The 25,918-nt window shown below is 64.9% G+C and carries 27 protein-coding genes; 9 read left to right on the top strand and 18 right to left on the bottom strand.

Features of this window, described 5'->3' with window-relative positions:
* Window positions 1–29: 29 nt before the first annotated feature.
* Window positions 30–1,280 (top strand): DUF763 domain-containing protein, encoded by a 1,251-nt coding sequence (locus tag FJV43_RS32565; RefSeq protein WP_239623074.1) that lies wholly within the window; start codon window positions 30–32, stop codon window positions 1,278–1,280.
* Between the two features lie 33 nt (window positions 1,281–1,313).
* Here the strand turns inward: FJV43_RS32565 and FJV43_RS32560 are convergent, their stop codons facing one another.
* The 6 genes from FJV43_RS32560 to FJV43_RS32535 form a co-directional block, all read right to left on the bottom strand.
* Window positions 1,314–1,556, bottom strand: coding sequence for a hypothetical protein (locus FJV43_RS32560; protein WP_239623073.1), 243 nt, complete (start codon window positions 1,554–1,556; stop codon window positions 1,314–1,316).
* Window positions 1,557–1,705: 149 nt separating this feature from the next.
* Window positions 1,706–1,906 carry a hypothetical protein gene (locus FJV43_RS32555; RefSeq protein ID WP_061877671.1) on the bottom strand — a complete coding sequence of 67 codons (201 nt, stop codon included), beginning with the start codon at window positions 1,904–1,906 and terminating at the stop codon, window positions 1,706–1,708.
* A gap of 15 nt (window positions 1,907–1,921) precedes the next feature.
* Window positions 1,922–2,107 (bottom strand): hypothetical protein, encoded by a 186-nt coding sequence (locus tag FJV43_RS32550; protein ID WP_061877672.1) that lies wholly within the window; start codon window positions 2,105–2,107, stop codon window positions 1,922–1,924.
* A gap of 143 nt (window positions 2,108–2,250) precedes the next feature.
* Complete coding sequence (locus FJV43_RS32545; protein WP_239623072.1) at window positions 2,251–3,516, bottom strand: cytochrome P450; 1,266 nt, start codon at window positions 3,514–3,516, stop codon at window positions 2,251–2,253.
* 92 nt (window positions 3,517–3,608) lie between these two features.
* Window positions 3,609–3,929 carry a hypothetical protein gene (locus FJV43_RS32540; RefSeq protein WP_061877674.1) on the bottom strand — a complete coding sequence of 107 codons (321 nt, stop codon included), beginning with the start codon at window positions 3,927–3,929 and terminating at the stop codon, window positions 3,609–3,611.
* A gap of 106 nt (window positions 3,930–4,035) precedes the next feature.
* Window positions 4,036–4,809 (bottom strand): ferredoxin--NADP reductase, encoded by a 774-nt coding sequence (locus FJV43_RS32535; RefSeq protein WP_061877675.1) that lies wholly within the window; start codon window positions 4,807–4,809, stop codon window positions 4,036–4,038.
* A gap of 157 nt (window positions 4,810–4,966) precedes the next feature.
* Here FJV43_RS32535 and FJV43_RS32530 point away from each other — a divergent pair, with 157 nt between their 5' ends.
* Window positions 4,967–6,163, top strand: coding sequence for an amidohydrolase family protein (locus tag FJV43_RS32530; protein ID WP_197965871.1), 1,197 nt, complete (start codon window positions 4,967–4,969; stop codon window positions 6,161–6,163).
* Window positions 6,164–6,330: 167 nt separating this feature from the next.
* Here the strand turns inward: FJV43_RS32530 and FJV43_RS32525 are convergent, their stop codons facing one another.
* The 8 genes from FJV43_RS32525 to FJV43_RS32490 form a co-directional block, all read right to left on the bottom strand.
* On the bottom strand, window positions 6,331–6,786 hold the full coding sequence (locus tag FJV43_RS32525; protein WP_239623071.1) for a MarR family transcriptional regulator: 456 nt from the start codon (window positions 6,784–6,786) through the stop codon (window positions 6,331–6,333).
* Between the two features lie 13 nt (window positions 6,787–6,799).
* Window positions 6,800–7,504: an ABC transporter ATP-binding protein gene (locus FJV43_RS32520; protein WP_239623070.1), complete on the bottom strand. Its 705-nt coding sequence runs from the start codon at window positions 7,502–7,504 to the stop codon at window positions 6,800–6,802.
* The gene (locus FJV43_RS32515) at window positions 7,501–8,292 is read right to left on the bottom strand and encodes an ABC transporter ATP-binding protein (protein WP_061877678.1); all 792 of its coding nucleotides are present in this window, start codon (window positions 8,290–8,292) and stop codon (window positions 7,501–7,503) included. Before FJV43_RS32515 ends, FJV43_RS32520 begins: the two co-directional genes overlap by 4 nt.
* A complete protein-coding gene (locus FJV43_RS32510) occupies window positions 8,289–10,178 on the bottom strand; it encodes an ABC transporter permease (protein WP_239623069.1) in 1,890 nt (629 codons plus the stop codon). The genes FJV43_RS32515 and FJV43_RS32510 overlap by 4 nt, the downstream gene beginning before the upstream one ends.
* Window positions 10,179–10,328: 150 nt before the next feature.
* Complete coding sequence (locus FJV43_RS32505) at window positions 10,329–11,531, bottom strand: ABC transporter substrate-binding protein (RefSeq protein ID WP_239623068.1); 1,203 nt, start codon at window positions 11,529–11,531, stop codon at window positions 10,329–10,331.
* Window positions 11,532–11,608: 77 nt separating this feature from the next.
* Entirely contained in the window at window positions 11,609–12,193 is a 585-nt protein-coding gene (locus FJV43_RS32500) for an amino acid synthesis family protein (protein ID WP_024338309.1), read from the bottom strand.
* A 26-nt stretch (window positions 12,194–12,219) separates the two neighbouring features.
* Window positions 12,220–13,116, bottom strand: a complete 897-nt coding sequence (locus tag FJV43_RS32495; RefSeq protein ID WP_239623067.1) for a UPF0280 family protein — start codon at window positions 13,114–13,116, stop codon at window positions 12,220–12,222.
* Window positions 13,113–14,570, bottom strand: coding sequence for a 6-hydroxynicotinate reductase (locus FJV43_RS32490; RefSeq protein ID WP_239629713.1), 1,458 nt, complete (start codon window positions 14,568–14,570; stop codon window positions 13,113–13,115). The genes FJV43_RS32495 and FJV43_RS32490 overlap by 4 nt, the downstream gene beginning before the upstream one ends.
* A gap of 239 nt (window positions 14,571–14,809) precedes the next feature.
* Here FJV43_RS32490 and FJV43_RS32485 point away from each other — a divergent pair, with 239 nt between their 5' ends.
* Together FJV43_RS32485 and FJV43_RS32480 are read left to right on the top strand one after the other, a co-directional pair.
* Window positions 14,810–15,292, top strand: coding sequence for a (2Fe-2S)-binding protein (locus FJV43_RS32485; protein ID WP_239623066.1), 483 nt, complete (start codon window positions 14,810–14,812; stop codon window positions 15,290–15,292).
* Window positions 15,292–18,813: a molybdopterin cofactor-binding domain-containing protein gene (locus tag FJV43_RS32480; RefSeq protein ID WP_239623065.1), complete on the top strand. Its 3,522-nt coding sequence runs from the start codon at window positions 15,292–15,294 to the stop codon at window positions 18,811–18,813. Before FJV43_RS32485 ends, FJV43_RS32480 begins: the two co-directional genes overlap by 1 nt.
* Before the next feature lie 206 nt (window positions 18,814–19,019).
* On the opposite strand, the gene FJV43_RS32475 is transcribed toward FJV43_RS32480, so the two are convergent.
* Window positions 19,020–19,985: a catechol 2,3-dioxygenase gene (locus tag FJV43_RS32475; RefSeq protein WP_239623064.1), complete on the bottom strand. Its 966-nt coding sequence runs from the start codon at window positions 19,983–19,985 to the stop codon at window positions 19,020–19,022.
* A 433-nt stretch (window positions 19,986–20,418) separates the two neighbouring features.
* Between FJV43_RS32475 and FJV43_RS32470 the strand changes: the two genes are divergently transcribed.
* The 3 genes from FJV43_RS32470 to FJV43_RS32460 all read left to right on the top strand — a co-directional run bounded on the left by FJV43_RS32470 (window position 20,419) and on the right by FJV43_RS32460 (window position 23,396).
* Window positions 20,419–22,158 carry a DUF87 domain-containing protein gene (locus FJV43_RS32470; RefSeq protein ID WP_239623063.1) on the top strand — a complete coding sequence of 580 codons (1,740 nt, stop codon included), beginning with the start codon at window positions 20,419–20,421 and terminating at the stop codon, window positions 22,156–22,158.
* Window positions 22,159–22,303: 145 nt separating this feature from the next.
* Window positions 22,304–22,882 carry a peroxidase-related enzyme gene (locus tag FJV43_RS32465; RefSeq protein WP_239623062.1) on the top strand — a complete coding sequence of 193 codons (579 nt, stop codon included), beginning with the start codon at window positions 22,304–22,306 and terminating at the stop codon, window positions 22,880–22,882.
* A gap of 10 nt (window positions 22,883–22,892) precedes the next feature.
* Window positions 22,893–23,396, top strand: coding sequence for an MgtC/SapB family protein (locus FJV43_RS32460; RefSeq protein ID WP_239623061.1), 504 nt, complete (start codon window positions 22,893–22,895; stop codon window positions 23,394–23,396).
* Between the two features lie 107 nt (window positions 23,397–23,503).
* On the opposite strand, the gene FJV43_RS32455 is transcribed toward FJV43_RS32460, so the two are convergent.
* The 3 genes from FJV43_RS32455 to FJV43_RS32445 all read right to left on the bottom strand — a co-directional run bounded on the left by FJV43_RS32455 (window position 23,504) and on the right by FJV43_RS32445 (window position 24,727).
* Entirely contained in the window at window positions 23,504–23,671 is a 168-nt protein-coding gene (locus FJV43_RS32455; RefSeq protein WP_239623060.1) for a hypothetical protein, read from the bottom strand.
* Window positions 23,672–23,820: 149 nt separating this feature from the next.
* Window positions 23,821–23,964 (bottom strand): hypothetical protein, encoded by a 144-nt coding sequence (locus FJV43_RS32450; RefSeq protein ID WP_239623059.1) that lies wholly within the window; start codon window positions 23,962–23,964, stop codon window positions 23,821–23,823.
* Between the two features lie 139 nt (window positions 23,965–24,103).
* On the bottom strand, window positions 24,104–24,727 hold the full coding sequence (locus FJV43_RS32445; RefSeq protein WP_239623058.1) for a ParB-like protein: 624 nt from the start codon (window positions 24,725–24,727) through the stop codon (window positions 24,104–24,106).
* 318 nt (window positions 24,728–25,045) lie between these two features.
* Here FJV43_RS32445 and FJV43_RS32440 point away from each other — a divergent pair, with 318 nt between their 5' ends.
* Together FJV43_RS32440 and FJV43_RS32435 are read left to right on the top strand one after the other, a co-directional pair.
* Window positions 25,046–25,387 carry a hypothetical protein gene (locus tag FJV43_RS32440; RefSeq protein WP_061877688.1) on the top strand — a complete coding sequence of 114 codons (342 nt, stop codon included), beginning with the start codon at window positions 25,046–25,048 and terminating at the stop codon, window positions 25,385–25,387.
* Between the two features lie 235 nt (window positions 25,388–25,622).
* A complete protein-coding gene (locus tag FJV43_RS32435; RefSeq protein WP_007592476.1) occupies window positions 25,623–25,910 on the top strand; it encodes an acyl carrier protein in 288 nt (95 codons plus the stop codon).
* Window positions 25,911–25,918: the final 8 nt, after the last annotated feature.

Below are 25,918 nucleotides of genomic sequence, written 5' to 3'. Positions count from 1 at the left end.
CCGTCGCCGAGTTGCACTAAGTTGACCGCATGACTCGACGAACCGGCAGCGCCGATCTCCCTCTTCACACCGGACGGGTTCCGCCGTGGCTGGCAAGTCGCATGTCGTCGCTGGGAGCGATCGTCACCCAGGCGATCGTGCATCATTACGGCCGCGATGCGTTCCTCCAACGGCTGTCGCATCCGTTCTGGTTCCAGTCGTTCGGCGCCGTGATGGGGATGGACTGGCACTCTTCCGGCATCACCACCTCCGTGATCGGCGCGCTGAAGCGCGGGCTCGGACCGCTTCAGGACGAGCTCGGAATTTATGTCTGTGGCGGCAGGGGCCAACATTCGCGCAAGACGCCGGACGAGTTGTTGCAGCTCGGCGACCGCGTCGGATTCGACGGCCCCAGACTGACCCGCGCCAGCCGCCTGGTGGCCAAGGTCGACAGCGCCGCGGTCCAGGACGGTTTCGACCTTTACCTGCACGGCTTCTTCGTGACGGCCGACGGCAAATGGACGGTGGTGCAGCAGGGCATGAACGGCGACAAGCGGCAGGCGCGACGCTATCACTGGCATTCCGAGGCGCTGAAGAGCTTTGTCGATGCGCCGCACAGCGCAATCGACGGGCCGCAGCAGGGGGAGATCGTCAATCTCACCGATCATCGCGCCGACATTTCTCGGACGGCGCAGCTCGAACTGCTCTGCGATCTCGGCCCCGATCGCATCGTCTCCGAATTCGAACGGCTCATCGGGACCGAGTCCACGCCGGCACAAGGCACGCTGCCGCATCTGATCATGCCTTCCCATCACGACGTCCGTCCCAAGGACGTGTTCGCGCGCCGCCTGCACGGCACGCTGGCCGCCGCAGCCGAGCGGGGCCCGGTCGATTTCCCGGAACTGCTGCTGACGCCGGGCGTCGGCGCGCGCACCGTGCGTTCGCTCGCGATGGTCGCGGAGGTCGTTCACGGCGCACCCTATCGCTTCAGGGATCCCGCGCGTTTCTCGCTCGCCCATGGCGGCAAGGACCGACATCCCTACCCCGTTCCGATCAAGGTCTATGACGAGACCATCCGGGTGCTGAAGGGCGCGATCCAGAACGCGAAGCTCGGACGCGAGGAAGAGATGCATGCGATCAAGCGTCTGGACGACCAGGCGCGGCGGCTGGAGCGGACCGCGCGCGGCCCATCGGTTGAGGCTTTCATCGCCACTGAGCGTGCGGCCTCCCCGGATCTCGATGGCCGTTCGGTGTTCGGCTGGGAGCGCGATCTTGCGCCCACACGAAAACGGACCGGCTGAACACCGGTCCGCAAGTTGGCGGGAGGAACGATCTCAGGTCTCGTCGGTCTCCGGCTCCTCCTCAAGCCGGTTGGCTGCGTGGTCCTGATACTGTTCAGTCTGGATGGCCTTGCCGTCCATGCCACGAATGTCCGAATGCTGTTTCTTGTCACGGTTGGACAGCACCATGTTGTCGCCGATCATATCCTTGGGTACGTCGGTCAGTCCGCCGGTGCCGTCGCCCTTGCCGTGCATGCCCGATCTGAAATGCGTCTTGCTGCCGTGCCCACCTGGCATTTGTCTCTCCTCTTGCAGTGACCTTCCGAAGACTTAGCGCTTCATGGTGGTCCCCTTCGATCCCCCGATCAGGGGATTTTCACGAATGTCCTTCTCGCTCGGCGCGTCCAGTTTGGGTTGCCTGCTGCTCATGAGTCACCCGCCTCCAGTCACCTGCCTCCGCCCTTTCCGGCCTCGTCGTGCCTGTGATGGGAATCGTGCTCTCCACCGCCGCCGGAAATCCGGCTGTGGCTGCGCTGCGGATCGTCCGCCGGTGGCTTCTTGATCTCCAGCGGCGCCTTCGCGTTCTCGTGCGATGCGCCGGGTCCGCCCTGACGGATGCTGTTCGGGGTCTTGGTGGATGTCGACATGGGATGTCGTCCTCCTCAACGATCTTGCTGGTAGCCTTGATTGGTCGTGTTCTGCTTGATGTTGCCCTGCTGTCCCTGCTGGTCCGGATTTTGCGCACGTTGCTGGCCGTGTGGCGCCTGATCGGCGGACGTTTGCTTGCTGTCGCCAGTTCCCTTGCGGCTCTGATTGTCCGGCGGAACAGGTGGCATCCTGCTGGTCATGATCTTGTCTCCCGTTAGGACGTCGATCTGCGACATGCACGGCCAAGGAATTCGTAGCCGCGCATCCAAGAGACAACAGGTCGGGCGCCACACCGTTCCTGACTGATCACGCGCGGCAAAGATTTTCCGAAGGGACGCTGATCTCAGCTCGCCGCGGTGAGGGAATTCTCAAGGCTCGCTCCTGCCCGCCCCAGTGTTCCACGGCTCTCAGCCGTGGCGGGAAGTTTCGCGATCGCGCGCAAGCCCGGCCGCCTGCGCCAATGGACCTCGGCGGGATCGACGGCCAGACCGAGTTTCGGCCATCGCACGAACAGCGCTTCCAGCGCGCAGGCCGCCTCGATGCGCGCAAGCTGATGGCCGAGGCAGAAATGGATTCCGGTGCCGAATGAAATATGGCGGTTCGGCTTGCGCTCGAGATCGAGGCGCTCGGGACGATCGTGCACCGCCGGATCCATGTTCGCAGCGGCAAGCATCACCATGACGCGGTCGCCCTTCTTCAAGCGCACGCCTTCGACCTCGACGTCGCGGCGCACATAGCGAGGCTTGGAGAATTGCACCGGCGACACGAAGCGCAGGAACTCCTCCACCGCAAGCCCGACGCGGCTCCAGTCCTGCTCCAGCCAGTCACGCAATCCGGGATTCCTGAGAAGCTCATACACCGAGCCGCTAATGAGATGAGTGGTCGTCTCGGATCCCGCCGCGAGCAGCAGAAACACCATCGAGACCATCTCGCCCGGCGCGATCTGACCGCCTTCGCGCTCGACCTGGACCAGTTCGGCAATCAGGCCCTCTCCGCCTTGCACGCGTGCAATCTGCAATTGCCGTTCGAGGTAGACTCGCATCTTGCGGAACGCGAACAGCAAGCGGAAGAAGCTGACGACATTCGTCAGCGAGGACATCTCGTTGGCCCAGGCGATGAACTTCGGGCGATCGGCCGGCGGCAGGCCCAGGAGTTCCGAGATCACCGCGAGCGGCAGGATGCGCGCGTAGCGCTGGACGAGATCGGCCGGGCTTCCCGCTGCGAACAGTTCGTCCGCAAGCGTGTCGGCGATGGCACGGATGCGCGGCTCCATCGCAACGATCGCGCGGCGGCGAAACGCCTCGTCCACGATGCTGCGCAGCCGGGTGTGATCCGGCTCGTCCATCGTCAGCATGTTGTTGGCGATGGTCCTGACGTATCTCGGCATCCACCAGCGCAGACCCGCGACGTCGCCGTCCTCCTTGCGCAGCGTGAAGGTCGCGCCGTCCTTCAGCACCTGCGCTGTCGCATCATGGGTCGTGGTGATCCAGACGTCGCCGACGATTGGGAATCGCGTCGCAACCACCGGGCCGGACATGCGCAACGTCGCGATGGCCTTGGGCGGATCGCGGAAAAAAACCTCACTGGTAAAATCGAGGCGCACAGTCATGGAATCACCGGACTGATTGCTGACGTTTCACCCAGATGGTGCGCGGCGCGGCCCGTGCAAGGGTCGCCTCGTCGATCGTCAACGAGAGGCGTCTATCCGCGCCCGGGCGAACGCTGGCCGGTCTTGCGCTGCTGGGTGTAGGCGTCCCAATGGCTCCAGCTGCCGTTGCTGAGGCTCTGCAGGTCGGTTGCGAGCGGACGGCGCGTGCGCTTGTCGTGATCGGCGATCACGCGCTCCGACTGTGCGATCTTCCGCTTGAGTTCCGCGATCGACTTTTGGGTCTGGCCATCCCGCTTCGATGAGGCGATCTCGCCCATCGTGAAGCGCGCGGTCTCCAGCGCCTTCAACTCGGCGCGGTTCTTCTTCAACTGAACCCGGTGCCAGGCGATGTTGCTGTCGCTGTCCGCAACCATGTGGGAACTCCGCTGATTCGCTCCCACATAGTATCAAGCGCCGAATCGGCGCCGCAACGGGCCCCACGCGGCGAAAATACGGTCTTATCGCGCAGGAATTGCGGGATTACCGCTCGGCGAAGGCCTTTTCGACCACGAACTGGGCCGGCTCGCCATGATTGCCCTCGGCGAAGCCGCGTTCGCCCAGGAGCACGCGGGTGTCCGCGACCAGCGCCGGGCTGCCGCAGATCATGACGCGGTCATGCGCGGCTTCCAGCACCGGCAGGCCGATATCGGTGAACAGCTTGCCTGACGTGATGAGGTCCGTGATGCGGCCACGGTTGCGGAAGGGATCGCGGGTCACGGTCGGGTAGTAGATCAGCTGATTGCGAATGTATTCGCCGAGCAGTTCGTCCTTCGGCAGATGCTCGGTGATCATCTCGCCATAGGCGAGCTCCTTCACGTGGCGGCAGCCGTGCAGCAGCACGACCTTCTCGAACCGCTCATAGGTCTCGGGGTCCTTGATCACGCTCAGGAAAGGCGCAAGGCCGGTGCCGGTGCCGATCAGGTAGAGGTTGCGTCCCTCTTCCAGATTGTCGATCACCAGCGTGCCGGTGGCCTTGCGGCTGACGATGATCTCGTCGCCCTCCTTCAAATGCTGGAGACGCGAGGTCAGCGGGCCGTCCGGGACCTTGATCGAGAAGAACTCCAGCGTGTCCTCGTAGTTGGCACTGGCGACGCTGTAGGCCCGCAGCAGCGGCTTCTCGCCGACCTTGAGCCCGATCATGGTGAATTCGCCGTTGCGGAAGCGGAAGGTCGGGCTGCGGGTGGTCTTGAACGAGAACAGCGTGTCGGTCCAGTGGTGGACGCTCAAAACGCTTTCCTGATTGAAATTGCTCATCTCACCCTTCCGTGTCGCTTGCTTGCGGTCCCGAGGCGGTCAGCTATGCGTCGTTTGTACACGATCATTCGTATACTAATGAATAATCCTGCTTGATCCCGCGGTCAAGGCTGCCCAAGATCGAAAGCGTTGCAGTTAGGAATAAGGAGCCCCTTCCATGGCGCATGACGCACCCCAGGCCACCGGACCCTCCAAGCTCGTGATCCGGAATATCGGCCTGATCCTGTCCGGCGCCCTGGAAAAGCCGATCCTGGACGGCGACACCATCGTCGCCGAGAACGGCAAGATCACCGCGATCGGCCGCTTCAAGGACGTCAACACCGAGGGCGCGACCACCATCGTCGATGCCCAGGGCACCACGGTGGCGCCGGGCCTGATCGACAGCCACGTCCACCCCGTCGCGGGCGACTGGACGCCGCGCCAGAACCAGATCAACTGGATCGACAGCTACCTCCATGGCGGCGTCACCACCATGATCTCCGCCGGCGAGGTGCACATGCCCGGCCGGCCCCGCGACGTCGTCGGCCTGAAGGCCATGGCGGTGTTCGCCCAGCGCGCGTTCTGGACCTTGCGTCCCGGTGGCGTGAAGGTTCACGCCGGCGCGCCGGTGATCGAATGCGAGATGGTCGAGGAGGATTTCAAGGAGATGGCTGCCAACGGCGTCAAGCTGCTCGGCGAAGTCGGCCTCGGCGGCGTCAAGGACGGCCCGACAGCACGCAAGATGGTCGGCTGGGCGCGCAAATACGGCATCCAGAGCACGATCCACACCGGCGGCCCGTCGATCCCCGGCTCCGGCCTGATCGACAAGGACGTGGTGCTGGAGGCCGACACCGACGTGGTCGGCCATATCAATGGCGGCCACACCGCCCTGCCCGATGACCAGATCCGCTGCATCTGCGAGGGCTGCAAGCGCGGCCTCGAGCTCGTGCACAACGGCAATGAGCGCTCGGCCTTGTTCACGCTGCGCACCGCGCGCGAGATGGGCGATCTGCATCGCGTCATCCTCGGCACCGATGCGCCCGCCGGCTCCGGCGTGCAGCCGCTCGGCATCCTGCGCATGGTCTCGATGCTGTCCTCGCTCGGCGATCTGCCGGCCGAGATCGCGTTCTGTCTTGCCACCGGCAACACTGCGCGGATGCGGCAGCTCGATTGCGGCCTGATCGAGGTCGGCCGTTCCGCCGATTTCGTCATCATGGACAAGGCGCAGCACTCGCCCGGCAAGAACATCCTGGAGAGCGTGCAGCTCGGCGACCTCCCCGGCATCGGCATGACCATCATCGACGGCATCGTGCGAACGCAACGCAGCCGCAACACCCCGCCGGCCGGGAAGGTGCCGGAGGTGGTGGCGAAGTAGCAAGGGCTACACAAGTACGTATCCCGTCATCCTGAGGTGCAAGTGCACGGCGCGATAGCGCTGTGCGCGAGCCTCGAAGGATGAACGGCCGAGATGTAGCCGGGCCGTCGCCCTTCGAGGGCCGCTGAAGAAGCGGCCACCTCAGGGTGACGGTTAGGAAGCGGAATTCACCTCAGCTTGTTGAGCAGCGCCATCAGCAGCTCACGCTCTTTCGCGTCAAGCGGTGCCAGCGTCTCGCGCGTGATCGCCAGCGCATTGGGCGCCAGCTTCTCCGCAAGCTGCTGACCCGCCCGCGTCAGGCTGACCAGGAGCCGCCGCCCGTCGTCGGGATCCTGGCTGGTCTCGGTCAGGCCGCGCGCGGTGAGACGATCGATCACGCCCTTGATGGTGGCGACGTCCATCGCCGTCAGCCGCCCGAGCTGGTTCTGCGAGCACGGCCCGGTCTCGGCCAGTTTCGACAATGCCGCCCATTGTGTCGGCGTCAAATTGGTGCCGATGTCGCGGGCGAAGATCGAGCTATGGCGCTGCCAGACCTGGCGCAGGATGAAACCGACCTGCTCGTCGAGCACGTAAGGCGGCTTCGCCGGTTTGACGTTCTTCTTCGCCGTCACGCTTCTCGCCATCCGTTCCCCGCTCTCACAACGACAGATGCGCGTCGCGGATATCTGGACGCGCGTCGAGCTCGGCCATGGTGCCGCCGAAGCAGATCCGGCCGCGCTCGATGATGTAGGCGCGGTCGGAGATCAAGCGCGCGAAATGCAGGTTCTGCTCGGAAACGACGATGCTGACGCCCTCCTTCTTCATCGTCAGGATGGCATCGACCATCTGCTCCACGATCTTCGGTGACAGGCCCTCCGAAGGCTCGTCGAGCAGCACCAGCGAGGGATTGCCCATCAGCGTGCGGGCGATGGTGAGCATCTGCTGCTCGCCCCCGCTCATGCGGCCGCCCGGACGGTTCTTCATCTCGCCCAGATTGGGAAACAGCGCGAACAGCTTTTCGCGCGTCCAGTATGGCGCGTTCGCACGCTTCGGCTGCTTGCCGACTTCGAGATTCTCTTCAACCGTCAAATCGGTGAAGATGCGCCGCTCCTCCGGAACGTAGCCGAGCCCCTCGCGCACGATCTCATGCGTCGGCTTCGCCGAGACGTCCTTGCCCTCGAATGTGATGCGGCCGGTGCGCTGCGCGACGAGGCCGACGATCGAGCGGAAGGTCGTCGACTTGCCCGCGCCGTTGCGCCCAAGCAATGCCACGACCTCGCCCTCACCGACCTCGAAGCCGATGTCGAACAGGATATGGGCCGGACCGTAATGGCTGTTGAGGTCTTGCACCGTGAGCTTCATGCCGAGGTTCCCTCGCGGTGGCGGGCATCGTAGACGAGGCCCTCGCCGAGATAGACTGCCTGCACCTGCGGATTGCCGCGCACCTCCGCCGGCGAGCCCTCGGCGATCAACGTCCCGCGGTTGAGCACGATGATGCGGTCGGCATGCTCGAACACCACGTCCATGTCGTGCTCGGTGAAGAGCACGCCGATGGATTTCTCCCGCGCGATGCTCGCGGTCAGCCGCATCAGATCGACGCGCTCGCGCGGCGCCATGCCCGCGGTCGGCTCGTCCATCAACAGCAGCTTCGGCTGGTTGGCGAGCGCAACCGCAAGCTCGAGCCGCTTGAGATCGCCATAGGCCAGCTCCCCGCAGGGACGGTCCGCATAGCCGCCCATGCCGACCAGCTCCAGCAGGCGGCCGGCCTCGCCGCGGTCGAACTTCGGCGCCGAGCCCCAGAGGTTGTAGAGCTGCTTCTCATGCGAAATCAGCGCGACCTGAACGTTCTCACGCACGGTCATGGTGGCGAAGGTCGCGGTGATCTGGAACGTGCGCCCGACGCCGAGCCGCCAGACTTCACGCGGCTTCCTGCCCGTGATCTCTTCGCCGAGCAGGCGGACATGGCCGCTATCGGGCTTGTTCTGGCCGTTGAGCATGTCGAAGCAGGTGCTCTTGCCGGCACCGTTCGGACCGATCAACGCCAGGATCTCGCCCGCGCGCAGCGAGAACGACACGCCGCGCACCGCATGGATGCCGCCATAGGATTTGGTCAGGCCTTCGACCGCGAGAAGTGGGGGTGCAACACTCATTCGGCAGACTCGATCGGCTTGGCAAGCAAGGGAGAGCCCGGCGGCGAAGACTTTCGCCGGCGCTGCGCCAGCATCTCGAGCATGCCGACGATGCCCTTCGGGAAGACGACGACGATCAGCATGATGAAGCCGCCGAGCACGAGCTTCGACAGATCGGTCTGGCTCACCAGCCAGATGTTCAAGGCCTTGTAGACGATGGCGCCGATCACGGCGCCGGACACCGTCTCGACACCGCCGAGCAGCACCATGACGAGTGCGTCGACCGACAGCGAGATGCCGAGATTGTCGGGGAACACGCTGCCCTTGAGGTAGGCGAACAGCGCGCCGCCGATGCCGGCGGTCGTGCCGGCAATCACGAAAGCGGTCCACTGGATCCGCTTGGCATCGATGCCGATCGCTTCGCTGCGAAGAAGCGAGTCGCGCGTCGCGCGCAGCGCGTAACCGAACGGCGAGAACACCATGGCCCGCAACGCGACGGTCACCAGCGCGGCGACGCCGAGCGCAAGCCAGTAGAAATGCGACGGGCTCGCCGCCCAGCTCGACGGCCAGAGACCCAGAATGCCGTTGTCGCCACCGGTCACGCTCACCCATTGGAATGCGATCGACCACACGATCTGCGCAAAGGCGAGCGTCAGCATCGCGAAATAGACGCCGGAGAGTTGCACCGCGAAGAAGCCGAACACGGCGGCGCCCATGCAGCCGAGCAGCGGGCCGAGCAACAGACACACGATCATCGGCAGCCCCGCCATCTTGGCGAGGAAGGCGATGCCATAGGCGCCGAGCCCGAAATAGGCGGCATGCCCGAAGGACGCGAGGCCGCCGACCGACATCAGGAAATGCAGGCTGACAGCGAAGATCACGAAGATCGCGATCTCCGAGCCCACGGTCAGCAGGTAGTTGCCCGCGAACAATGGCAGCATCGCTGCGACGACGAGCGCCGCAACCGCCGCCAGCCGTTCGTTCGACGTCAGCGGGCGCCAGGGATTGACGGTGAGGCCAGGCGTCTTGCGCGCGGCCGCCTCCGGCTTGCCGAACAGGCCCCAGGGCCGCACGATCAGCACCACCGCCATCACCAGGAAGACGAGAATGATGGAGATCTTCGGGAAGATCAGGATGCCGAAGGCGTTCAGCTCGGAGACCAGCACGGCAGCGACGAAGGCACCGACGATGCTGCCGAGGCCGCCGATCACGACCACGACGAACACCTCGACGATGATGCGCAGATCCATGGCGTGATGCACGGCATCGCGCGGGATCTGAAGCGCGCCGCCGAGGGCTGCGAGGAAGACGCCGACCGCGAACACTGACGTGAACAGCCATTTTTGGTTGACGCCGAGCGCCGCGACCATGTCGCGGTCCTGCGTCGCCGCGCGCACCAGGACGCCCCATCGCGTGCGCTGGAACAGCAGCCAGAGAATGCCGAGCACGACGGGTCCCAGCACGATCAGAAACAGATCATAGCTCGGAATGTTCTGGCCGAAGAAATCGATGGCGCCCCTGAAGCCCGGCGCGCGGCGGCCGACGAGATCGTCGGGTCCCCAGATCAGCACCACGAGGTCCTCGACCATCAAGGTCAGGCCGAAGGTCGCGAGCAGCTGGAACAATTCGGGTGCGTGGTAGATGCGGCGGAGCAGCACCATCTCGACGATCACGCCGATCATCGCTACGGCCAGCGCGGCCAGCACGATGCTGCCCCAGAACCCAAACGCACCCGAAAGCCGCTCGGTGAGCGTAAAGGCGATGTAGGCGCCGATCATGTAGAAGGCGCCATGCGCGAAATTCACGATCCGGGTCACGCCGAAGATGATCGACAGGCCCGAGGCCACCAGGAACAGCGACGCTGCGCTGGCGAGACCGGTCAGAAACTGTACGACATAAAAGGCCATCGACGGTCCGGGTTGGTTGGATCTCAGTGCTGGGCTTCATCCTTCGAGACGGCGCTCCGCGCCTCCTCAGGATGAGGTCCGGGACCCTCATGGTGAGGAGCGCGGCGACGCCGCGCGTCTCGAACCATGGAGGCCCCGGTCTCTCTTGCTTCAATCTTTCGGGCGCAGCTTCGCGACCTCGGCATCACCAGGCAGATAGTCCGCACCCTTCTTGTATGAAGAATCCACCATCACGCCCTTGCCGTCCTTCAGCGCAGTCTTGCCGACATAGGCACCGAGCGTCGACTGGTGGTCGATCTTGCGGAAGGTGATCTCGCCGAATGGCGACGGCATGGACAGCCCTTCCGCCGCTGCAATCAGCTTCTCCGGATCGGTCGAGCCGGCCTTCGCGAGAATGGCGGCGGCGGCCTTGATGGTCTGGTAGCCGACGATCGAGCCGAGACGCGGATAGTCGTTGTACTTGGCCTGATAGGCCTTGAGGAACGCGTCATGCTCGGGCGTCTTGATCGAGTACCAGGGATAGCCGGTGACGATCCAGCCCTCCGGCGTCTCGTCCTTGAGCGGATCGAGATATTCGGGCTCGCCCGTGAGGAACGAGACGACTTCGCGCCCCTTGAACAGGCCGCGGGTGTTGCCTTCACGCACGAGCTTGACGAGGTCGGCACCGAAGGTGACGTTGAGGATCGCTTCGGGATTGGCGGCGGCAACCGCCTGCACCACGGGACCTGCGTCGATCTTGCCCTGCGGCGGCCACTGCTCGTCGACCCACTGGATGTCGGGACGCTTCTCCGACATCAGCTTCTTGAACACGGCGACCGCCGACTGGCCGTATTCGTAGTTCGGCGCGATCGTGGCCCAGCGCTTGGCCGGCAGCTTCGCCGCTGCCTCGACCAGCATCGCCGCCTGCATGTAATTGGAGGGACGCAGGCGGAAGGTGTACTTGTTGCCCTTGGACCAGGTGATGGCGTCCGTCAGCGGCTCGGCCGCGAGGAAGAACACCTTCTTCTGGTTGGCGAAGTCGCTGACCGCAAGGCCGATGTTGGACAGGAAGGTGCCTGCGAGCATCGCAACGCCCTCGCTCGAGACGAGCTCGTTGGCCGCGGTCTGCGCGTCGGCCGGCTTGCCGCCATCATCCTTGGAAATGACGACGAGCTTCTTGCCGTTGATGCCGCCTGCCGCATTGATCTCCTCGACCGCAAGCTGCCAGCCCTTGCGATAGGGCTCGGTGAACGCCGGCAGCAGCGAGTAGCTGTTGATCTCGCCGATCTTGATGTCCTGCGCCAGGGCCGAATGAGCCATGCCGCCTGCCAGAAGCGCGAAGGCCGCGCCGACGATAGTATTTCTTGCTCGCATCCCAACCTCCAGTTTGAAATCTACTTCTTGAGCATGATCTCATCGGAAAACCGGTTTCCACTTTTCCGGATCATGCTCTATCTCAGACCGTCTTCGCCCTTGATCTCCGCGACCGTCAGCCCGCCGACCCGCGGCAGCGGACGGCCGCTGTCGGTGACGGCGACCGCGACCATGATCTCGTTGGCGCGCGGTGCGTCGTTGATCTGCACTTCCATGCCGTCGAAGTGACTGCGCACGAAGGCAGCATCCTTGTGCCCGAGTGGAATATCCAGCGTCGTGCCCGGACCGCTACGCTTCTTCGAGGATGGGATCAGAGCAGCGCCCTTGCCCAGCACTTTGCGCACCGGCGCGCCCATCTTGGGGTGGAGGATGGCGGCGGCATGCTCCAGCTCGCCGTTCTCGCCGACGGCGGCTGCCTTGCCGTAGCTCTGCGCCTTGGCGCCATCGATGCCGAGCGCGGCCACCGCACGCTTCGACAAGAGCTCACCCAGCTCCTCGCCGATCGCGATCAGCGGCGAAAGATCCTCGACATATTTTCCGGCGAACGGATTCTCGATGACGGCAATCGCAGCCGCACGCCGGGTCGGCGGCGACACCTGCCGGCCCATCTCCATCTGCGTCTCTTCGACGACGGTGACGATCTTGCGGATGATCGCGCTCATGATTGTGTCCTCAGGCTCTTCCCTGTTCAGGCGTGAACCGCGTTCTCCAGCTGACGCGGGCGCGTTTCCTGCCGTTCAATATCTTTCGGTCCGATGACAAGCATATCACCACAAAGCTGCAACACGGCACCCTCGATCAGTCCGCGATCGAACAATTGCCGTGCACGTTCCGCGCCAGATTCGAGCGCGACGGCGATCTCATCGTGAGACAACTCGCCGACATCGCGGGTGACGAGGCGCACGCCCAGATCGGAGTCGGGTTGAAGCTCGTTCGCAGGCTTCCGGATGATGGCGGGATGCCCGGGCAGATCGACGGCATTCGCGATCACCGTCGCCGCCGCATCGGCCTGCGATGCAGTCGCCGCAAGCACCGTCACGGCATCGGCGATGCCGAGCGAAAAGCTGCGGCCGTGGCGTCCGCTGGTCGCGACGCCACGCCACGGGTCATCCGCATCGATCCTCATCGTCCGCATCACGCCGTCGCGGTCGGGCCGGTCCATCAGGCCGACGGAAAAATGCGTGCCTTCAGCGAGATGAAGCGCGATGTCGCCACCGTTGTTGACGTAAGCGCGATCAAGCGTCGCAGCGCGCAGCATCGCGTCCAGAATCTCCTCGGCCACGCTGCCGGCAACAGCCGCCATCGGCGTGATGAAGCAATCAGCGGCATAGGGCGCGACAGCGGCGTGCATACGACGCGCGACGGTGCCGGTCAGCGAAGTCCGCGTCGCAGCATCCGCACGCAGTTCAGTCAGTTCCGCGCATAGCTCGTCGAGAAGCCCGGTGAACCGGCGCGCCGCAGCCTCATAGGCCGCGCGCACCTCGTCCGCACGTCCCCTCGCCTCCACGATCAGATCAATCGGTCCATCCTGCAAATGCAGCCGCCGGCCATCAGACAGCAATGCGATTTGCGGACGCCTCGTCATGTCCGGCGCCCCGGAATCGGGTGACGCCAGGGCAACTGGCGGACATCGTCGCCGTTCTGCACCTCGGAGAGCGGCTTCACATAATCCATGTGGCCGCCGAGCGCGGCGTAGTCGGACAGCTTCATCGTGAACTCGATCGGCGCGACCAGCGCCGGCGTCGGCACATAACCGAACGCGCCTGACGGCATCTGCGTCACGTCGACCATGTAGGTGATGCCGCCGCCGGGCCAGACATAGACCGGCGCGCCGCCGCTGGTGACGCGCGTCAGCGCATCCTTCACCGAACGCGTCAGTCGCACCGGATTGTCGGTGACACCGGCACGCAGCGAGCCGCCGGCGCCGGCCATGAACAGCACGGTGCACAACGCGGGCTCGCAGTTTTCCTGGATGCGCTCGACCGAGAACTTCAACTCGGCCGGCATCTCTGTCTCGATCGGCTTCAAGGCTTCGTCGAGCACGTAATACGACGAATGCTCGCCCGTGGTGGAGACCATCAGCATGGTCAGACCGGGTCTCGCTTCCTTGGCATCGAACGGCCCCAGGATCGCCAGCGGATCGGAAATGTTGGTGCCGCCCCACCCCGTGCCGGGATCGGCGACCTGGAAATAGCGGCCCGGCGTCGAGCGCCGGCCCTTCATCTTGATGCCGGTGTCGGCGATGTCGAGAAGCTTGCCGGCCTGATGCTCCGAGAGCACCCCGGTGATGTGGTCGTCGACAACGACGACCTCGTCGACCTTGCCGTGCCATTGCTTGGCGAACATGCCGATCGTCGCCGAGCCACAGCCGACGCGCATGCGCTCTTCTTTCATGCCGTTGACGATCGGCGGCTGCCCGGCCTGCACCACCACGGTGGCGCCACCGTCAATGGTGAGCTCGACCGCCTTGCAATTGGCGAGATCCATCAGCGTGTCGCAGGTGACGCGGCCTTCCTTCTTGGAGCCACCGGTGAGATGATGCACGCCGCCGAGCGACAGCATCTGCGAGCCGTATTCGCTGGTCGTGACGTGGCCGACCGCCTCGCCCTGTGCGCGGACGGTCGCGGTCTCCGGACCAAGATAGCGGTCGGTGTCGATTTTCACCTTGATCCCGCAATAGGAGAAGATGCCCTCGGTGACCACGGTCACCATGTCGACGCCGTCGACCTCAGCGGAGACGATGAACGGCGCCGGCTTGTAGTCGGGATAGGTCGTGCCTGCGCCGATCGCGGTCACGAAGGTCGAGGGTTCGTGGACGATCTTGCCGTCCCAGTCTTCGGTGCGACTGAAGGGAACGAGCTTGCCGCCGTGCGAGACCGTGCGCTCCAGGATCACATGCGGATCGACACGGACGAGCTTGCCGTCCTGATTGGCGTAGCGGTCGCAGGCGCCCGCTGCGCCCGGCTTGATGTAGCACATCACCGGACAAGCATCGCAGCGGATCTTGTCGATGACGGCGCTCGTCGTTTCAGTCACCATGTCGGAGCCGGCGGCCAGTGCGGTTATCATTCGTATACGAACAATGTTGCGCGCGGTCCCCTGGCGCTGTCAAGCGGCGGTGCAGCGCAAAAGATGCGGCTGCCGCATAAAACCTCATTTGCCTATCGGCTCTGTCCACAAAGAAGGCAACCACGCTGCAGTGCGGGATGCACCGCTTGCACGTTTGTGTACAAACGGTATCGTTCGCCACGCAGAGTTACGCGCGCTTGGGAACGAGGATGACGCAGACACCGATCCGCCTCACCGTGAACGGCAGGATCCACGAAGTCACGGCAGAGCGCCTGACGCCGCTGCTCTATGTGCTGCGCAACGATCTTGCGCTCAACGGCCCAAAATATGGTTGCGGCCTCGGCGAATGCGGCACCTGCACTGTCCTGATCGACGGAGTCGCGGCGCGCTCCTGCGTCATTCCGGTGAGCGGCTGCGCCGGCCGCGACATCGTGACGCTCGAAGGGCTTGGCACCCGCGACAAGCCTGATGTGGTGCAACAGGCCTTCATCGACGAGCAGGCCGCACAATGCGGCTATTGCCTCAACGGCATGATCATGACCACCAAGGCGCTGCTCGCGGTCAATCCGCGGCCCACCGAACAGGAGGCGCTGGCGGCGCTGCGCTACAATCTCTGCCGCTGCGGCACCCATGTCGAGATCCTGCGCGCGGTGATGCGCGCATCCGGCCAGCTCACCGAGGCCGCGGACTGATGGCCTCCCCTGTTTCGAACGGAGATGAGCGGCCGTCGGGTTCGCTCGTCGTCGCCCGCACCGTGGACGAGGTCACATCCGAGACCTTCGTCCGCATCACCGCGGACGGGGCGGTCACGGCCTATAACGGCCATGTCGATCTCGGTACCGGCATCCGCACCGCCCTTGGCCAGATCGTCGCCGAAGAGCTCGACGTCTCCTTTGCGCGCGTCGTGGTCGTGCTCGGCGACACGTCGGTGGTGCCGAACCAGGGCGCGACGATCGCCAGCGAAACCATCCAGATCACCGCCGTGCCCCTGCGCAAGGCCGCGGCGCAGGCGAGGCACTTCCTGATTGAACGCGCGGCCGAGCAGCTGGAGCTGCCGGCCTCCGAGTTGCGGATCGAGGACGGCCTCGTGCGCGGGCGCGACAATCGCAGCGTCAGCTATGGCGAGCTGATCGGCCGCGAAGAGCTCCGGCTCGAGCTTGCCGACGATGTCGCAGTCAAACCTGTCGGCGACTACGCGATCGTCGGCCAGTCGACGCCGCGCGTGGATCTGCCCGCCAAGGCCACGGGCGAGCTGACCTTCGTGCACGACATCCGCTTGCCGGACATGCTGCACGGCCGCGTGGTGCGGCCGCCCTATGCCGGCGTCGATGCCGGACCGTTCGTCGGCACCAGCCTGCTCGCGGTCGATGAATCCTCGGTGCGCGACATTCCCGGCCTCATCGCCGTGGTGCGCATCGGCGACTTCGTCGGCATCGTCGCCGAACGCGAGGAGAATGCGATCCGCGCGGCAGAGCGGCTCGAGGTGAGCTGGAAGCCGACGCCAACCCTCACCGACCTTGCCGACGTCGAAACCGCGTTGCGCGCCAATCCATCGACACCGCGCACGCTGATCGACAAGGGCGACGTCGACAAGGCGATATCGGGCGCTGCCAGGCCGATGCAGCGCAGTTATCTCTGGCCGTATCAGATGCACGCCTCGATCGGCCCGTCCTGTGCCGTCGCCGATTATAGCGACGGCAATATCCGCGTCTGGTCGGGCACGCAGAACCCTCACGTGCTGCGCGGCGATCTCGCGCTCCTGATCGAACGTCCCGAGAGCGAAATCGAGGTGATCCGGCTCGAAGCCGCAGGCTGCTACGGCCGCAACTGTGCCGACGACGTCACCGCCGACGCGCTGCTGCTGTCACGCGCGGTCGGCCGGCCCGTGCGCGTGCAATTGACACGCGAGCAGGAGCACGCCTGGGAGCCCAAAGGTACCGCGCAGCTCATCGACGTCAACGGCGGGCTCGATGCCGACGGCGGCATTGCCGGTTACGATCTCGCCACGCGCTATCCCTCGAACGCCGCGCCAACTCTGGCGCTGCTGCTGACCGGCCGCATCTCGCCCGAGTCCGCCGTGCTTCAGATGGGCGACCGCACCGCGATCCCGCCCTACGACTACGACCACATGCGTGTCGTCGCCCACGACATGCCGCCGATCGTGCGCGCCTCCTGGTTCCGCGGCGTCTCGGCACTGCCGAACACCTTTGCGCATGAATCCTATATCGACGAGGCCGCGACCGAGGCCGGCGTCGATCCAATCGAATATCGCCTTCGCTATCTGAAAGACGAGCGGGCGATCGACCTGGTCAATGCAGTGGCCGAGCGTGCGGGTTGGACGCCGCGGCCGGTCCGCGAGGAGAAGAACGGCGAAGTCGTGCACGGGCGCGGCTTTGCCTACGCGCTTTATGTCCACAGCAAGTTTCCCGGCTATGGCGCGGCGTGGTCGGCCTGGGTCGCCGACGTCGCGGTGAACAAGACGACCGGCGATGTCAGCGTCACGCGCGTCGTCGCGGGACAGGACTCCGGCCTGATGATCAATCCGGACGGCGTGCGCCACCAGATCCATGGCAACGTCATCCAGTCCACCAGCCGCGCGCTGATGGAGGAGGTTTCGTTCGAGCGCGGCGCGGTGGCGGCACGCGAATGGGGCGCCTATCCGATCATTCCCTTCCCCGACGTGCCCAAGATCGACGTGCTGATGCTGCCGCGTCAGGATCAGCCGCCGCTCGGCGTCGGCGAATCCGCCTCGGTGCCGAGCGCGGCGGCAATCGCCAACGCGATCTTCGATGCTACCGGCGTGCGTTTTCGCGAGCCGCCGTTCACGCCTGAGCGCATCCTGAAAGGGCTGCACGGCGATGCACCGGCGACACCACAGGCCCTGCCCGCTCCTGCGGCGCCCAAACCGTCTCGCATCTGGGAAAATCCCTTCGCCAAACGCGCCGGCATTGTCGCAACGATCGCGGCCGTCTGCACCGCCGCGGTCGGAATTGGCGCTGCGTTATTGCCGGGGCGCGCCATCGCGCCAATCGCGCCACCGGATGCATCGGTCTACTCCGCGGCAACGATTGCGCGCGGAGAGCTGCTCGCTGCGCTCGGCAATTGCGCGGAGTGCCACACCTCGACCGGCGGTGCGCTCAACGCCGGCGGTCGCGCGCTTCAGACGCCGTTCGGCACGATCTACGCGACCAACATCACGCCCGACGTCGAGACCGGCATCGGCGCCTGGTCCTATCCGGCCTTCGAGCGCGCCATGCGCGACGGGTTGCATCGCGACGGGCGGCAGCTCTACCCCGCCTTCCCCTACACGCATTTTGCGAAGACCAGCGACGCCGACTTGCAGGCGCTCTACGCCTACCTGATGGCCCAACCCGCGGTGCGCGCGACACCGCCGGCGAATGCGCTCGCATTTCCGTTCAATCTTCGCCCGCTGCTCGCGGGTTGGAACGCGCTGTTCCACCAGACGCGCGAGTTCAAGCCCGATCCCGCCAAGTCCGAGCTTTGGAATCGCGGCGCCTACCTGGTCGAGAGCCTCGGCCATTGCAGCGCCTGCCATTCGCCACGCAACGCGCTCGGCGCCGAGCAGCGCGAAGCCTATCTTGCCGGCGGCTTTGCCGAGGGCTGGGAGGCGCCGGCGCTAACCTCACTCTCGCAGGCACCGATCCCGTGGAGCGAGGATGAGCTTTTCGCCTATTTGCGCACCGGCCATTCGCGCTATCACGGCGTCGCGGCCGGCCCGATGGCGCCGATCGTCCGGGACCTCAAGGCCCTGCCCGACCAGGACATCCGTGCGATGGCGGTCTACCTCAACTCGTTCAACGACGCTGCCGCCGATGCGCCTGCTCTCGCAGCGAGGCTCGAGAGCGCAACGCAGGTCACCGTCGCCTCCTCCACAGGCGCGCGGTTGTACCTGGGCGCCTGTGCCGTGTGCCACGAGGTCGGCGGCCTGCCGCTGTTCGGCACCCGCCCCTCGCTCGCGCTGAACAGCAACCTGCACAGCGGAACGGCGGACAATCTCGTGCAGGTGATCCTGCATGGCATTACTGACCCCGCCTCCAGCGACCTCGGCTACATGCCCGCATTCAACGCCAGCATGAGCGACGCGCAGATCGAGGAGCTCGTCACGTTCCTGCGCAGGCAGTTCGCGCCGGACAAGCCGGCATGGACCGGCGTCCGCGAAACGATCGCGCGGGTGCGTGGGTCGACGCACTGAGGTAAGACGAAGGAAGGCGTATAGCTCGCCTGCGGCCATCCTTCGAGACGCCCGCCTACGGCGGGCCCTCAGGATGAGGACGGAATGCTTGGCAGCAGTTCAATAAGGCAAAGCTGCCGCTTAGCCTCATCCCGAGGAGACCGCGAAGCGGTCGTCTCGAAGGACGAGGCGCTTGCCCAGACCTCGCCCAGCTCACCTGCTTTAACTCACCCGTGCTTCATCTCCACCGGCGGCGTGCCATGGGTGTGGAACGACTCGATCGTCTTCAGGCCCCAGGCCTGGCCCTTCTTGCGCTCCTCTTCGGTCCACACGATCGGCTTCCAATCCGGCGCGAGGATGAGGCGCGCGCCGGCATTGGCGACTTCGACGCGGTTGCCGCCGGGCTCGTAGACATAGAGGAAGAAAGTCTGCTGGATCGCGTGCTTGTGCGGGCCGGTCTCGATATGGACGCCGTTCTCCAGGAAGATGTCGGCAGCGCGCAGAATCTCCTCGCGGCTGTCGAGCGCATAGGTGACGTGGTGGAAGCGGCCGGGCACGCCGGAATGATCGAGGGAATAGGCGAAGTCGTAGCTCTTGTTCGACATCGTCAGCCACATCGCCGCTTCCCGGCCATCATTGAGCACGATCTGCTCGGTGAGACGGCAGCCGAGATAGGTCTCGAAGAACTCGCGGTTGGCCTTGATGTCGACGGCGAGGCAGTTGAGATGGTCGAGACGGCGGACATTGACGCCGCGGGCCGGAAAGCGCTGCGCCTGGTTCTTCAGCGCGGGCCTGAGCTCCGGCGGCGCCTGATACCATTCGGTCTCGTAATAGAGCTCGACGATGTGGCCATCGGGATCGCGGCAGCGGAAGGTCGGCCCCTGCCCCATGTCGCCGTCGATCCAGCCGATGTCGAAGCCGGATCCTTTCAGCGCGGCAACGCGTCGCTCCAGCGCCTGCTGGCTGCGCGCGCGCAACGCCATGTGGCCCATGCCCGAGCTCTTCGACGCCGTGAGCTTGAGCGAATAGCGCTCGTAGTCGTCCCAGCCGCGCAAGTAGACCGACTCGCCCCGTCGTCCGCTGACGGTCATGCCCATGACATCGACGAAGAATTTCAGGCTCTCGTCAGGCTTCGGCGTCAGCAGCTCCATGTGGCCGAGATGGGCGAGATCGAGGATTGGTTCAGGCTGCATGATTTCCTCCCAGGGACGTCGCTACGGTCCGCCTCGCCGGACGGCGCGATTGAACGCGGGGCACAACGACGCGCGCCCCGCACGGCGCCGATGGCAGCGATTTCATTTGTACTAATGTACAAATGATTAGGTCCCGTCAACAAATCAAGCCGCCATGCCCCCTGTAATGGCAACCGGCAGGGGCCGGCGGGTCTTTCAAACCGGCGGTCGCCCGCCTGAATGGTAAAGCCTTCCTTAAGGCCGGCCCGACGCATCGGCCCGGAAAAGCAGCAATTCCCGGCGATTCCGCCCACAAGTATGCATCAGACCAAACCTGTTGGCCGAATTACCGCTGATTTAACGGAGCGGGCGCGCCCGGCGTTTAACCCTTTGTCCAGCGACGGCCGCGCATAGTCCGGAGCAAATCCCTTAGCTCTTGCCGGGTTCATTCATCGTGACATCCTTTGGACGCGTGATTTCGGTTCGCGGATCGCTCGCCCGGGTCGGGCTATTGGCGGCAAGCCAGATGCCGATCTCGGAGGTTCGGGCGACCGTCGGCCGTTTCGTCAGCATTCGCTGCGCCAGCTCCGTCATCGTTGCGATGATCACCGAGGTCTCCTGCGAGAATCTGTCGAGCTCGGACGGCTACATCGCCATCGCCTCGGTCGACCTGCTCGGCGAGATCCTCAACGCCGCGGACAAGGCCAAATTCCAGCGCGGCGTCACCAACTATCCGACCATCGGCGATGCCGTCGACCTGATCACCAGCCAGGAGCTGCGCACGATCTACGCGCCGACCGGATCGGATCAGATCAATGTGGGCTTCCTCCAGCAGGACCGCTCCGTCGTCGCCTATGTCGATGTCGAGGAAATGCTGTCCAAGCATTTTGCGGTGCTGGGCTCGACCGGCGTCGGCAAATCGACCGGCGTCTCGCTCCTGCTCAACGAGATCCTGAAGGCCCGGCCGAACCTGCGCATCTTCCTGCTCGACGTGCACAACGAATATGGCCGCTGCTTCGGCGACCGCGCGCTGGTGCTCAACCCGCGGAACCTGAAGCTGCCGTTCTGGCTGTTCAACTTCGAGGAAATCATCGACGTGCTGTTCGGCGGCCGCGCCGGCGTACCCGAGGAGCTCGACATCCTCGCCGAGGTGATCCCGCTCGCCAAGGGCGTCTACACCCAGTACCAGAACGCCGACCGCATCGGCCTCAAGCGCATCGATCCCAAGCAGATCGGCTACACGGTCGACACGCCGGTGCCCTATCGCCTGGTCGACCTGTTGTCGCTGATCGACGAGCGCATGGGCAAGCTCGAAAACCGCTCATCGCGCATCATCTATCACAAGCTGATCTCGCGCATCGAGGCCGTGCGCAACGACCCGCGCTACGCCTTCATGTTCGACAACGCCAATGTCGGCGGCGACACCATGGCCGAGGTGATCAGCCATCTGTTCCGCCTGCCGGCCAACGGCAAGCCGATGACGGTGATGCAGCTCGCCGGCTTCCCGGCCGAAGTCATCGATTCCGTCGTCTCGGTGCTGTGCCGCATGGCCTTCGACTTCGGCCTGTGGAGCGACGGCGTCTCGCCCTTGCTGTTCGTCTGCGAGGAAGCGCATCGCTATGCCTCCGCCGACCGCAACGTCGGCTTCGGGCCGACCCGCAAGGCGGTGTCGCGCATCGCCAAGGAGGGGCGCAAATACGGCGTCTATCTCGGCCTCATCACCCAGCGCCCTGCAGAGCTCGACGCCACCATCATCTCCCAGTGCAACACGCTGTTCACGATGCGTCTCGCCAACGACCGCGACCAGGCGCTGCTGCGCGCCGCAGTGTCGGACGCGGCCGCGAACCTGCTCTCCTTCGTACCCTCGCTCGGCACGCGTGAAGTGCTGGCCTTCGGCGAAGGCGTCGCCCTGCCGACGCGCCTGCGCTTCAAGGAGGTGCCTCCGCACCAATTGCCGCGCGGCGAGGCCACCATCAGCAGCGTGCCGTCCGTCACCTCCGGCCACGACATGCATTTCGTCAGCGCCGTGCTCGAGCGCTGGCGCGGCGCCACCTCGCAGCGCGACGTGCCCAACGACCCCGTGTTCTCGGCCCCGCCGGCGAAGATGATGTCCAGCGTCGATGCCCCGATGCTGCAACCATCGATGGGACTCGATCCGGACCGCTTCTCGCTGTTGAAGAAGCCGCTGCGCTAAGCTTCGCTCCATCCGCATCGTCATTGCGACGGAAGATCGGGCGTCGTTCATGGCTGGCGCTTCCGTCGCAGCCAACTCGGCCCACCAGATTGAGCCCGCCCCCCGCATCGACTATGGTTACCGGCCCCAAGCCGGAACCATGCCCATGACAAGAGCCGTGCAACGCTTCCCCGCACCCGCCCTCGATACGCTGCCCGACGACATCCGCACGCGGCTTCTCGCCGTGCAGGAGAAGAGCGGCTTCGTGCCGAACGTGTTCTTGACGCTGGCCTATCGTCCCGACGAGTTCCGCGCCTTCTTCGCCTATCACGACGCGCTGATGGAGAAGGACGGCGGCCTCACCAAGGCCGAGCGCGAGATGATCGTGGTGGCGACTTCGGCGGCGAACCAGTGCCAATATTGCGTGATCGCCCACGGAGCGATCCTGCGCATCCGCGCCAAGAACCCGCTGATTGCCGATCAGGTCGCGGTGAACTACCGTAAGGCCGACATCAGCCCGCGGCAGAAGGCGATGCTCGACTTCGCGATGAAGGTCTCGACTGACGCGCAGCGGATTTCCGAGGACGATTTCGCCACGCTCCAGCCGCACGGCTTCAGCGACGACGACATCTGGGACATCGCCGCGATCGCCGCCTTCTTCGCGTTGTCGAACCGGCTGGCGAATTTCACCGGCATGCGCCCGAACGAGGAGTTCTACCTGATGGGACGACTACCGAAGACGTGACGGGCAAGACATGACCGAGCTGGACTGGCCCGAAATCCTGCTTCGCCTCGGCGCGGCGACCCTCGCCGGCGGCGCGATCGGCCTCAACCGCGACCTGCACGGCAAGCCGATCGGGCTGAAGACGCTCGGCATCGTCGGGCTCTCCACCGCAACCGTCGTGCTGCTCGCAGTCCAGTTCACCGAGCCCGGCAAGATGACCGATGCGACGAGCCGTGTGATCCAGGGCATCCTGACCGGCATCGGCTTTCTCGGTGCCGGAGTCATCGTCCACGAGAGCGACCGCTTTCGCGTGCGGGGCCTGACCAGCGCGGCCTGCACCTTTCTCGCCGCCTGTCTCGGCATTGCCTGCGGCGCCGGACAATGGAAGGTCGTCCTGCTCGCGCTGGCTGTCGCCTTCGTGCTGCTCACGATCGGCCGCCGCATCGAGCGCTGGCTGCATCGCGCGCTCGGCGGCAAAGAGGATCCGCACCGGCCGGAGACCACGCCGCCTGCGGGTCCCCGCAATAGCGGCTAGTGATCATACGCCGCGCAATCGCCTCGGAGGCGAGCGCGTGCAAGGCTCCATCGGATCGAAGGGTTCTGGCGAGCACTGCATCTGCCTCAACCCGATCGCCTTGCCGCTCACGTCTTCCGCCGCAGGCTCCAGAGACTTCCAGCGCCCAGAATGGCGGTCACGAGCAGAATCGCAACGAAGGTCTGGATGATCGTGAAATTCAGGGCATCGCGCGCAACGAACAGCGCGGTGACCGCGCCGGCGATGATGAAGAGGATGCGAAAGATGATGCTCATGGCCATGTCTCCAGTCAGCATGACCTTGAGCCCACCTCGCCCTCGACATCGGGACGCAACGCTGCTTCGGCAATCATGCAGGCGGACCATAGCCGCCGGCGGCCGCCGCAAATTTGCGGAAGATCAAGCGTGTCCGGGCCGCCAAGCCGCTAGCGTTTTGTCATCAGCTCGAGCGCCGGGGCGAAACGATCGGCAAATGTCAATGTCTTGGCGTGGTGAACTGCGGCAAACGATGCCGAAATCCCTGCTGAGGCGACGGCGAGCAAGGCAATGGCAAAAACCAGACGGCGCATTCCGGCCTCCTGTGTAAGCTCGATACCCCAAAGAGATGGGGTGGCCCTGTTTCAGGACCGCTTCATGGAGACGGGGAAGTGATTTCGCTCAAGCGACCGTGATGTGGTGCGGTTACTGGTGCCGCTGGGCGCCACGGCCCTAATCATCGTCCGCCGGACCGCACCAGCCGGGCAGATAGATGGCATTCTTGCTTCTGGCCGCGGCCATCGCCTTCTCGATCGCCCTGTCGAAATCGGACTCCACCACCTTGCGCGAGACCTGTCGGCGCAGGAAATCGGCCCACAGAAATTCGGAGAACGGCGTGGTGTCTTTGGCGAAGCCGCCCATGCGGCGCAATTCGCCGGCAAGGCTGCGAAACGGATCGTCCTTGAGGTCGGCGACCGATTTCGGCAGGTCGCGGAACGATCGCCGCTCGCCCTTGGCGTCGTAGGGATAGGCCCAGCGCTTGTTGTCCATGACGCCCCAGAAGGCCTTGCGCTCGACCATCCTGAGTTCGCCGACGATGGTCACCAACACCTCCTTGACGCCTTCATCGTGCAGCGCGCGGCCGAGATGATGATGATCGATCACGTAGTAGCGCGAATCGGGGCCGTAGACGACGGGGATCATGTGCTTGCCGAGCAGATCAGCCTGCTTCTTCTCGTCGTGCTCGCGCCAGCGCTTGCGCTTCTCCCTGACCTCGCGCATGCCGACCGTCATCTGCGTCGGCCGGAGCGACAGGATCGGGACAGGATGCACTCGCGGCTCACGCGTATTGGTCATGATCGACAGGTCCTCAGATGGTCCGGCTTCCCGCGACTATGCCATGGGCCCCGCGGCGAAAAAATGCGTTCGGAAAGGACGCCGAGATCACAAGTCGGTACTGACGGGACGAAGGGACGAACTCCGTGGCCGTTGTGATCCCTGTCGTTGCGGCGCAACCCGCTCCACCGCCGCGACGGCCGGTTCCCGGAGAGTCCCACACCGGCCCATGCACAAATAGTGCAAATGCACAAATGCACGCGAGCATTGAGAAGATTTTCTGCAACGCGCGCGTCACGTATGCTATCTAAATCGCTGCTTCGGAGTGATCCACGCCCCATGAACAACCAGCGGCCCATAAGCTCGGATGACGAGCACCGGGTGCTCCAGTTCAGGCCGCGCACCTCGCCTCCCACGGCGGCCCAGCGCGGCAACGGCACCGTACAACCGTTGCGCGTCGCTCCCGAACGGCTGGACCTGTCGCGCTACGAGCGGCCCCGCGCCGAACCCGACAATTTCCGACAGCGCATGCTTGCCAACATCGCGGCGCTGGCCTTCACCATCGCGCTGACCGCGATCGGGATCTGGCTCGCGGTCAGCATCGCCGACCTGCGCCGGACCCAGGATTGCGTGCTGATGGGTCGCCGCGACTGCGTCAAGATCACGACGCCGCATATTTAGGGACCGGCCCGCCGCTGGCCGCCCGGCGGAAGGGTCCCGGTGGGCATCCCCAGGCCTGTCCCTTTGCGATCCCCTTGGCCTGCCCGGCTCCATTGAACTCAGGGCGGCGCTCCGATATACGGGCTTTCGACCCGGCCAGAGGGGGGTTTGAGGGCGTCATTCGGGGCGCGATGCCCACCCACCGTGCCACTCTGGACAATCTGACAAATACCCGCAATATATCAAAGGCTTAGTGATGTCCTCCACATTCGATCAGGTCGCCACGATCATCGCTGAAACCTGCGACATCCCGCGCGACACGATCACGCCCGATAGCCACGCCATCGATGACCTCGGCATCGACAGCCTCGATTTTCTGGACATCGCGTTCGCGATCGACAAGCAGTTCGGCATCAAGCTGCCGCTGGAGAAGTGGACTCAGGAGGTCAACGACGGCAAGGCGACCACCGAGCAGTATTTCGTGCTGAAGAACCTGTGCGCCCGCATCGACGAACTGGTTGCGGCCAAGGGCGCGAGCGCCTAAGGGCGCAG

Source organism: Bradyrhizobium sp. I71 (assembly GCF_022354745.1).
In the GTDB taxonomy this organism is placed as follows: domain Bacteria; phylum Pseudomonadota; class Alphaproteobacteria; order Rhizobiales; family Xanthobacteraceae; genus Bradyrhizobium; species Bradyrhizobium liaoningense.
The sequence above is the reverse complement of the archived record's forward strand: the minus strand, read 5'-3'. Positions and strand labels throughout refer to the sequence as shown.

Coding starts and splice junctions, on each gene's coding strand:
- FJV43_RS32565 (WP_239623074.1), top strand. CDS start 30: ATGACTCGACGAACCGGCAGCGCCGATCTCCCTCTTCACACCGGACGG.
- FJV43_RS32560 (WP_239623073.1), bottom strand. CDS start 1,556: ATGCCAGGTGGGCACGGCAGCAAGACGCATTTCAGATCGGGCATGCAC.
- FJV43_RS32555 (WP_061877671.1), bottom strand. CDS start 1,906: ATGTCGACATCCACCAAGACCCCGAACAGCATCCGTCAGGGCGGACCC.
- FJV43_RS32550 (WP_061877672.1), bottom strand. CDS start 2,107: ATGACCAGCAGGATGCCACCTGTTCCGCCGGACAATCAGAGCCGCAAG.
- FJV43_RS32545 (WP_239623072.1), bottom strand. CDS start 3,516: ATGACTGTGCGCCTCGATTTTACCAGTGAGGTTTTTTTCCGCGATCCG.
- FJV43_RS32540 (WP_061877674.1), bottom strand. CDS start 3,929: ATGGTTGCGGACAGCGACAGCAACATCGCCTGGCACCGGGTTCAGTTG.
- FJV43_RS32535 (WP_061877675.1), bottom strand. CDS start 4,809: ATGAGCAATTTCAATCAGGAAAGCGTTTTGAGCGTCCACCACTGGACC.
- FJV43_RS32530 (WP_197965871.1), top strand. CDS start 4,967: ATGGCGCATGACGCACCCCAGGCCACCGGACCCTCCAAGCTCGTGATC.
- FJV43_RS32525 (WP_239623071.1), bottom strand. CDS start 6,786: ATGGCGAGAAGCGTGACGGCGAAGAAGAACGTCAAACCGGCGAAGCCG.
- FJV43_RS32520 (WP_239623070.1), bottom strand. CDS start 7,504: ATGAAGCTCACGGTGCAAGACCTCAACAGCCATTACGGTCCGGCCCAT.
- FJV43_RS32515 (WP_061877678.1), bottom strand. CDS start 8,292: ATGAGTGTTGCACCCCCACTTCTCGCGGTCGAAGGCCTGACCAAATCC.
- FJV43_RS32510 (WP_239623069.1), bottom strand. CDS start 10,178: ATGGCCTTTTATGTCGTACAGTTTCTGACCGGTCTCGCCAGCGCAGCG.
- FJV43_RS32505 (WP_239623068.1), bottom strand. CDS start 11,531: ATGCGAGCAAGAAATACTATCGTCGGCGCGGCCTTCGCGCTTCTGGCA.
- FJV43_RS32500 (WP_024338309.1), bottom strand. CDS start 12,193: ATGAGCGCGATCATCCGCAAGATCGTCACCGTCGTCGAAGAGACGCAG.
- FJV43_RS32495 (WP_239623067.1), bottom strand. CDS start 13,116: ATGACGAGGCGTCCGCAAATCGCATTGCTGTCTGATGGCCGGCGGCTG.
- FJV43_RS32490 (WP_239629713.1), bottom strand. CDS start 14,570: ATGGTGACTGAAACGACGAGCGCCGTCATCGACAAGATCCGCTGCGAT.
- FJV43_RS32485 (WP_239623066.1), top strand. CDS start 14,810: ATGACGCAGACACCGATCCGCCTCACCGTGAACGGCAGGATCCACGAA.
- FJV43_RS32480 (WP_239623065.1), top strand. CDS start 15,292: ATGGCCTCCCCTGTTTCGAACGGAGATGAGCGGCCGTCGGGTTCGCTC.
- FJV43_RS32475 (WP_239623064.1), bottom strand. CDS start 19,985: ATGCAGCCTGAACCAATCCTCGATCTCGCCCATCTCGGCCACATGGAG.
- FJV43_RS32465 (WP_239623062.1), top strand. CDS start 22,304: ATGACAAGAGCCGTGCAACGCTTCCCCGCACCCGCCCTCGATACGCTG.
- FJV43_RS32460 (WP_239623061.1), top strand. CDS start 22,893: ATGACCGAGCTGGACTGGCCCGAAATCCTGCTTCGCCTCGGCGCGGCG.
- FJV43_RS32455 (WP_239623060.1), bottom strand. CDS start 23,671: ATGAGCATCATCTTTCGCATCCTCTTCATCATCGCCGGCGCGGTCACC.
- FJV43_RS32450 (WP_239623059.1), bottom strand. CDS start 23,964: ATGCGCCGTCTGGTTTTTGCCATTGCCTTGCTCGCCGTCGCCTCAGCA.
- FJV43_RS32445 (WP_239623058.1), bottom strand. CDS start 24,727: ATGACCAATACGCGTGAGCCGCGAGTGCATCCTGTCCCGATCCTGTCG.
- FJV43_RS32440 (WP_061877688.1), top strand. CDS start 25,046: ATGAACAACCAGCGGCCCATAAGCTCGGATGACGAGCACCGGGTGCTC.
- FJV43_RS32435 (WP_007592476.1), top strand. CDS start 25,623: ATGTCCTCCACATTCGATCAGGTCGCCACGATCATCGCTGAAACCTGC.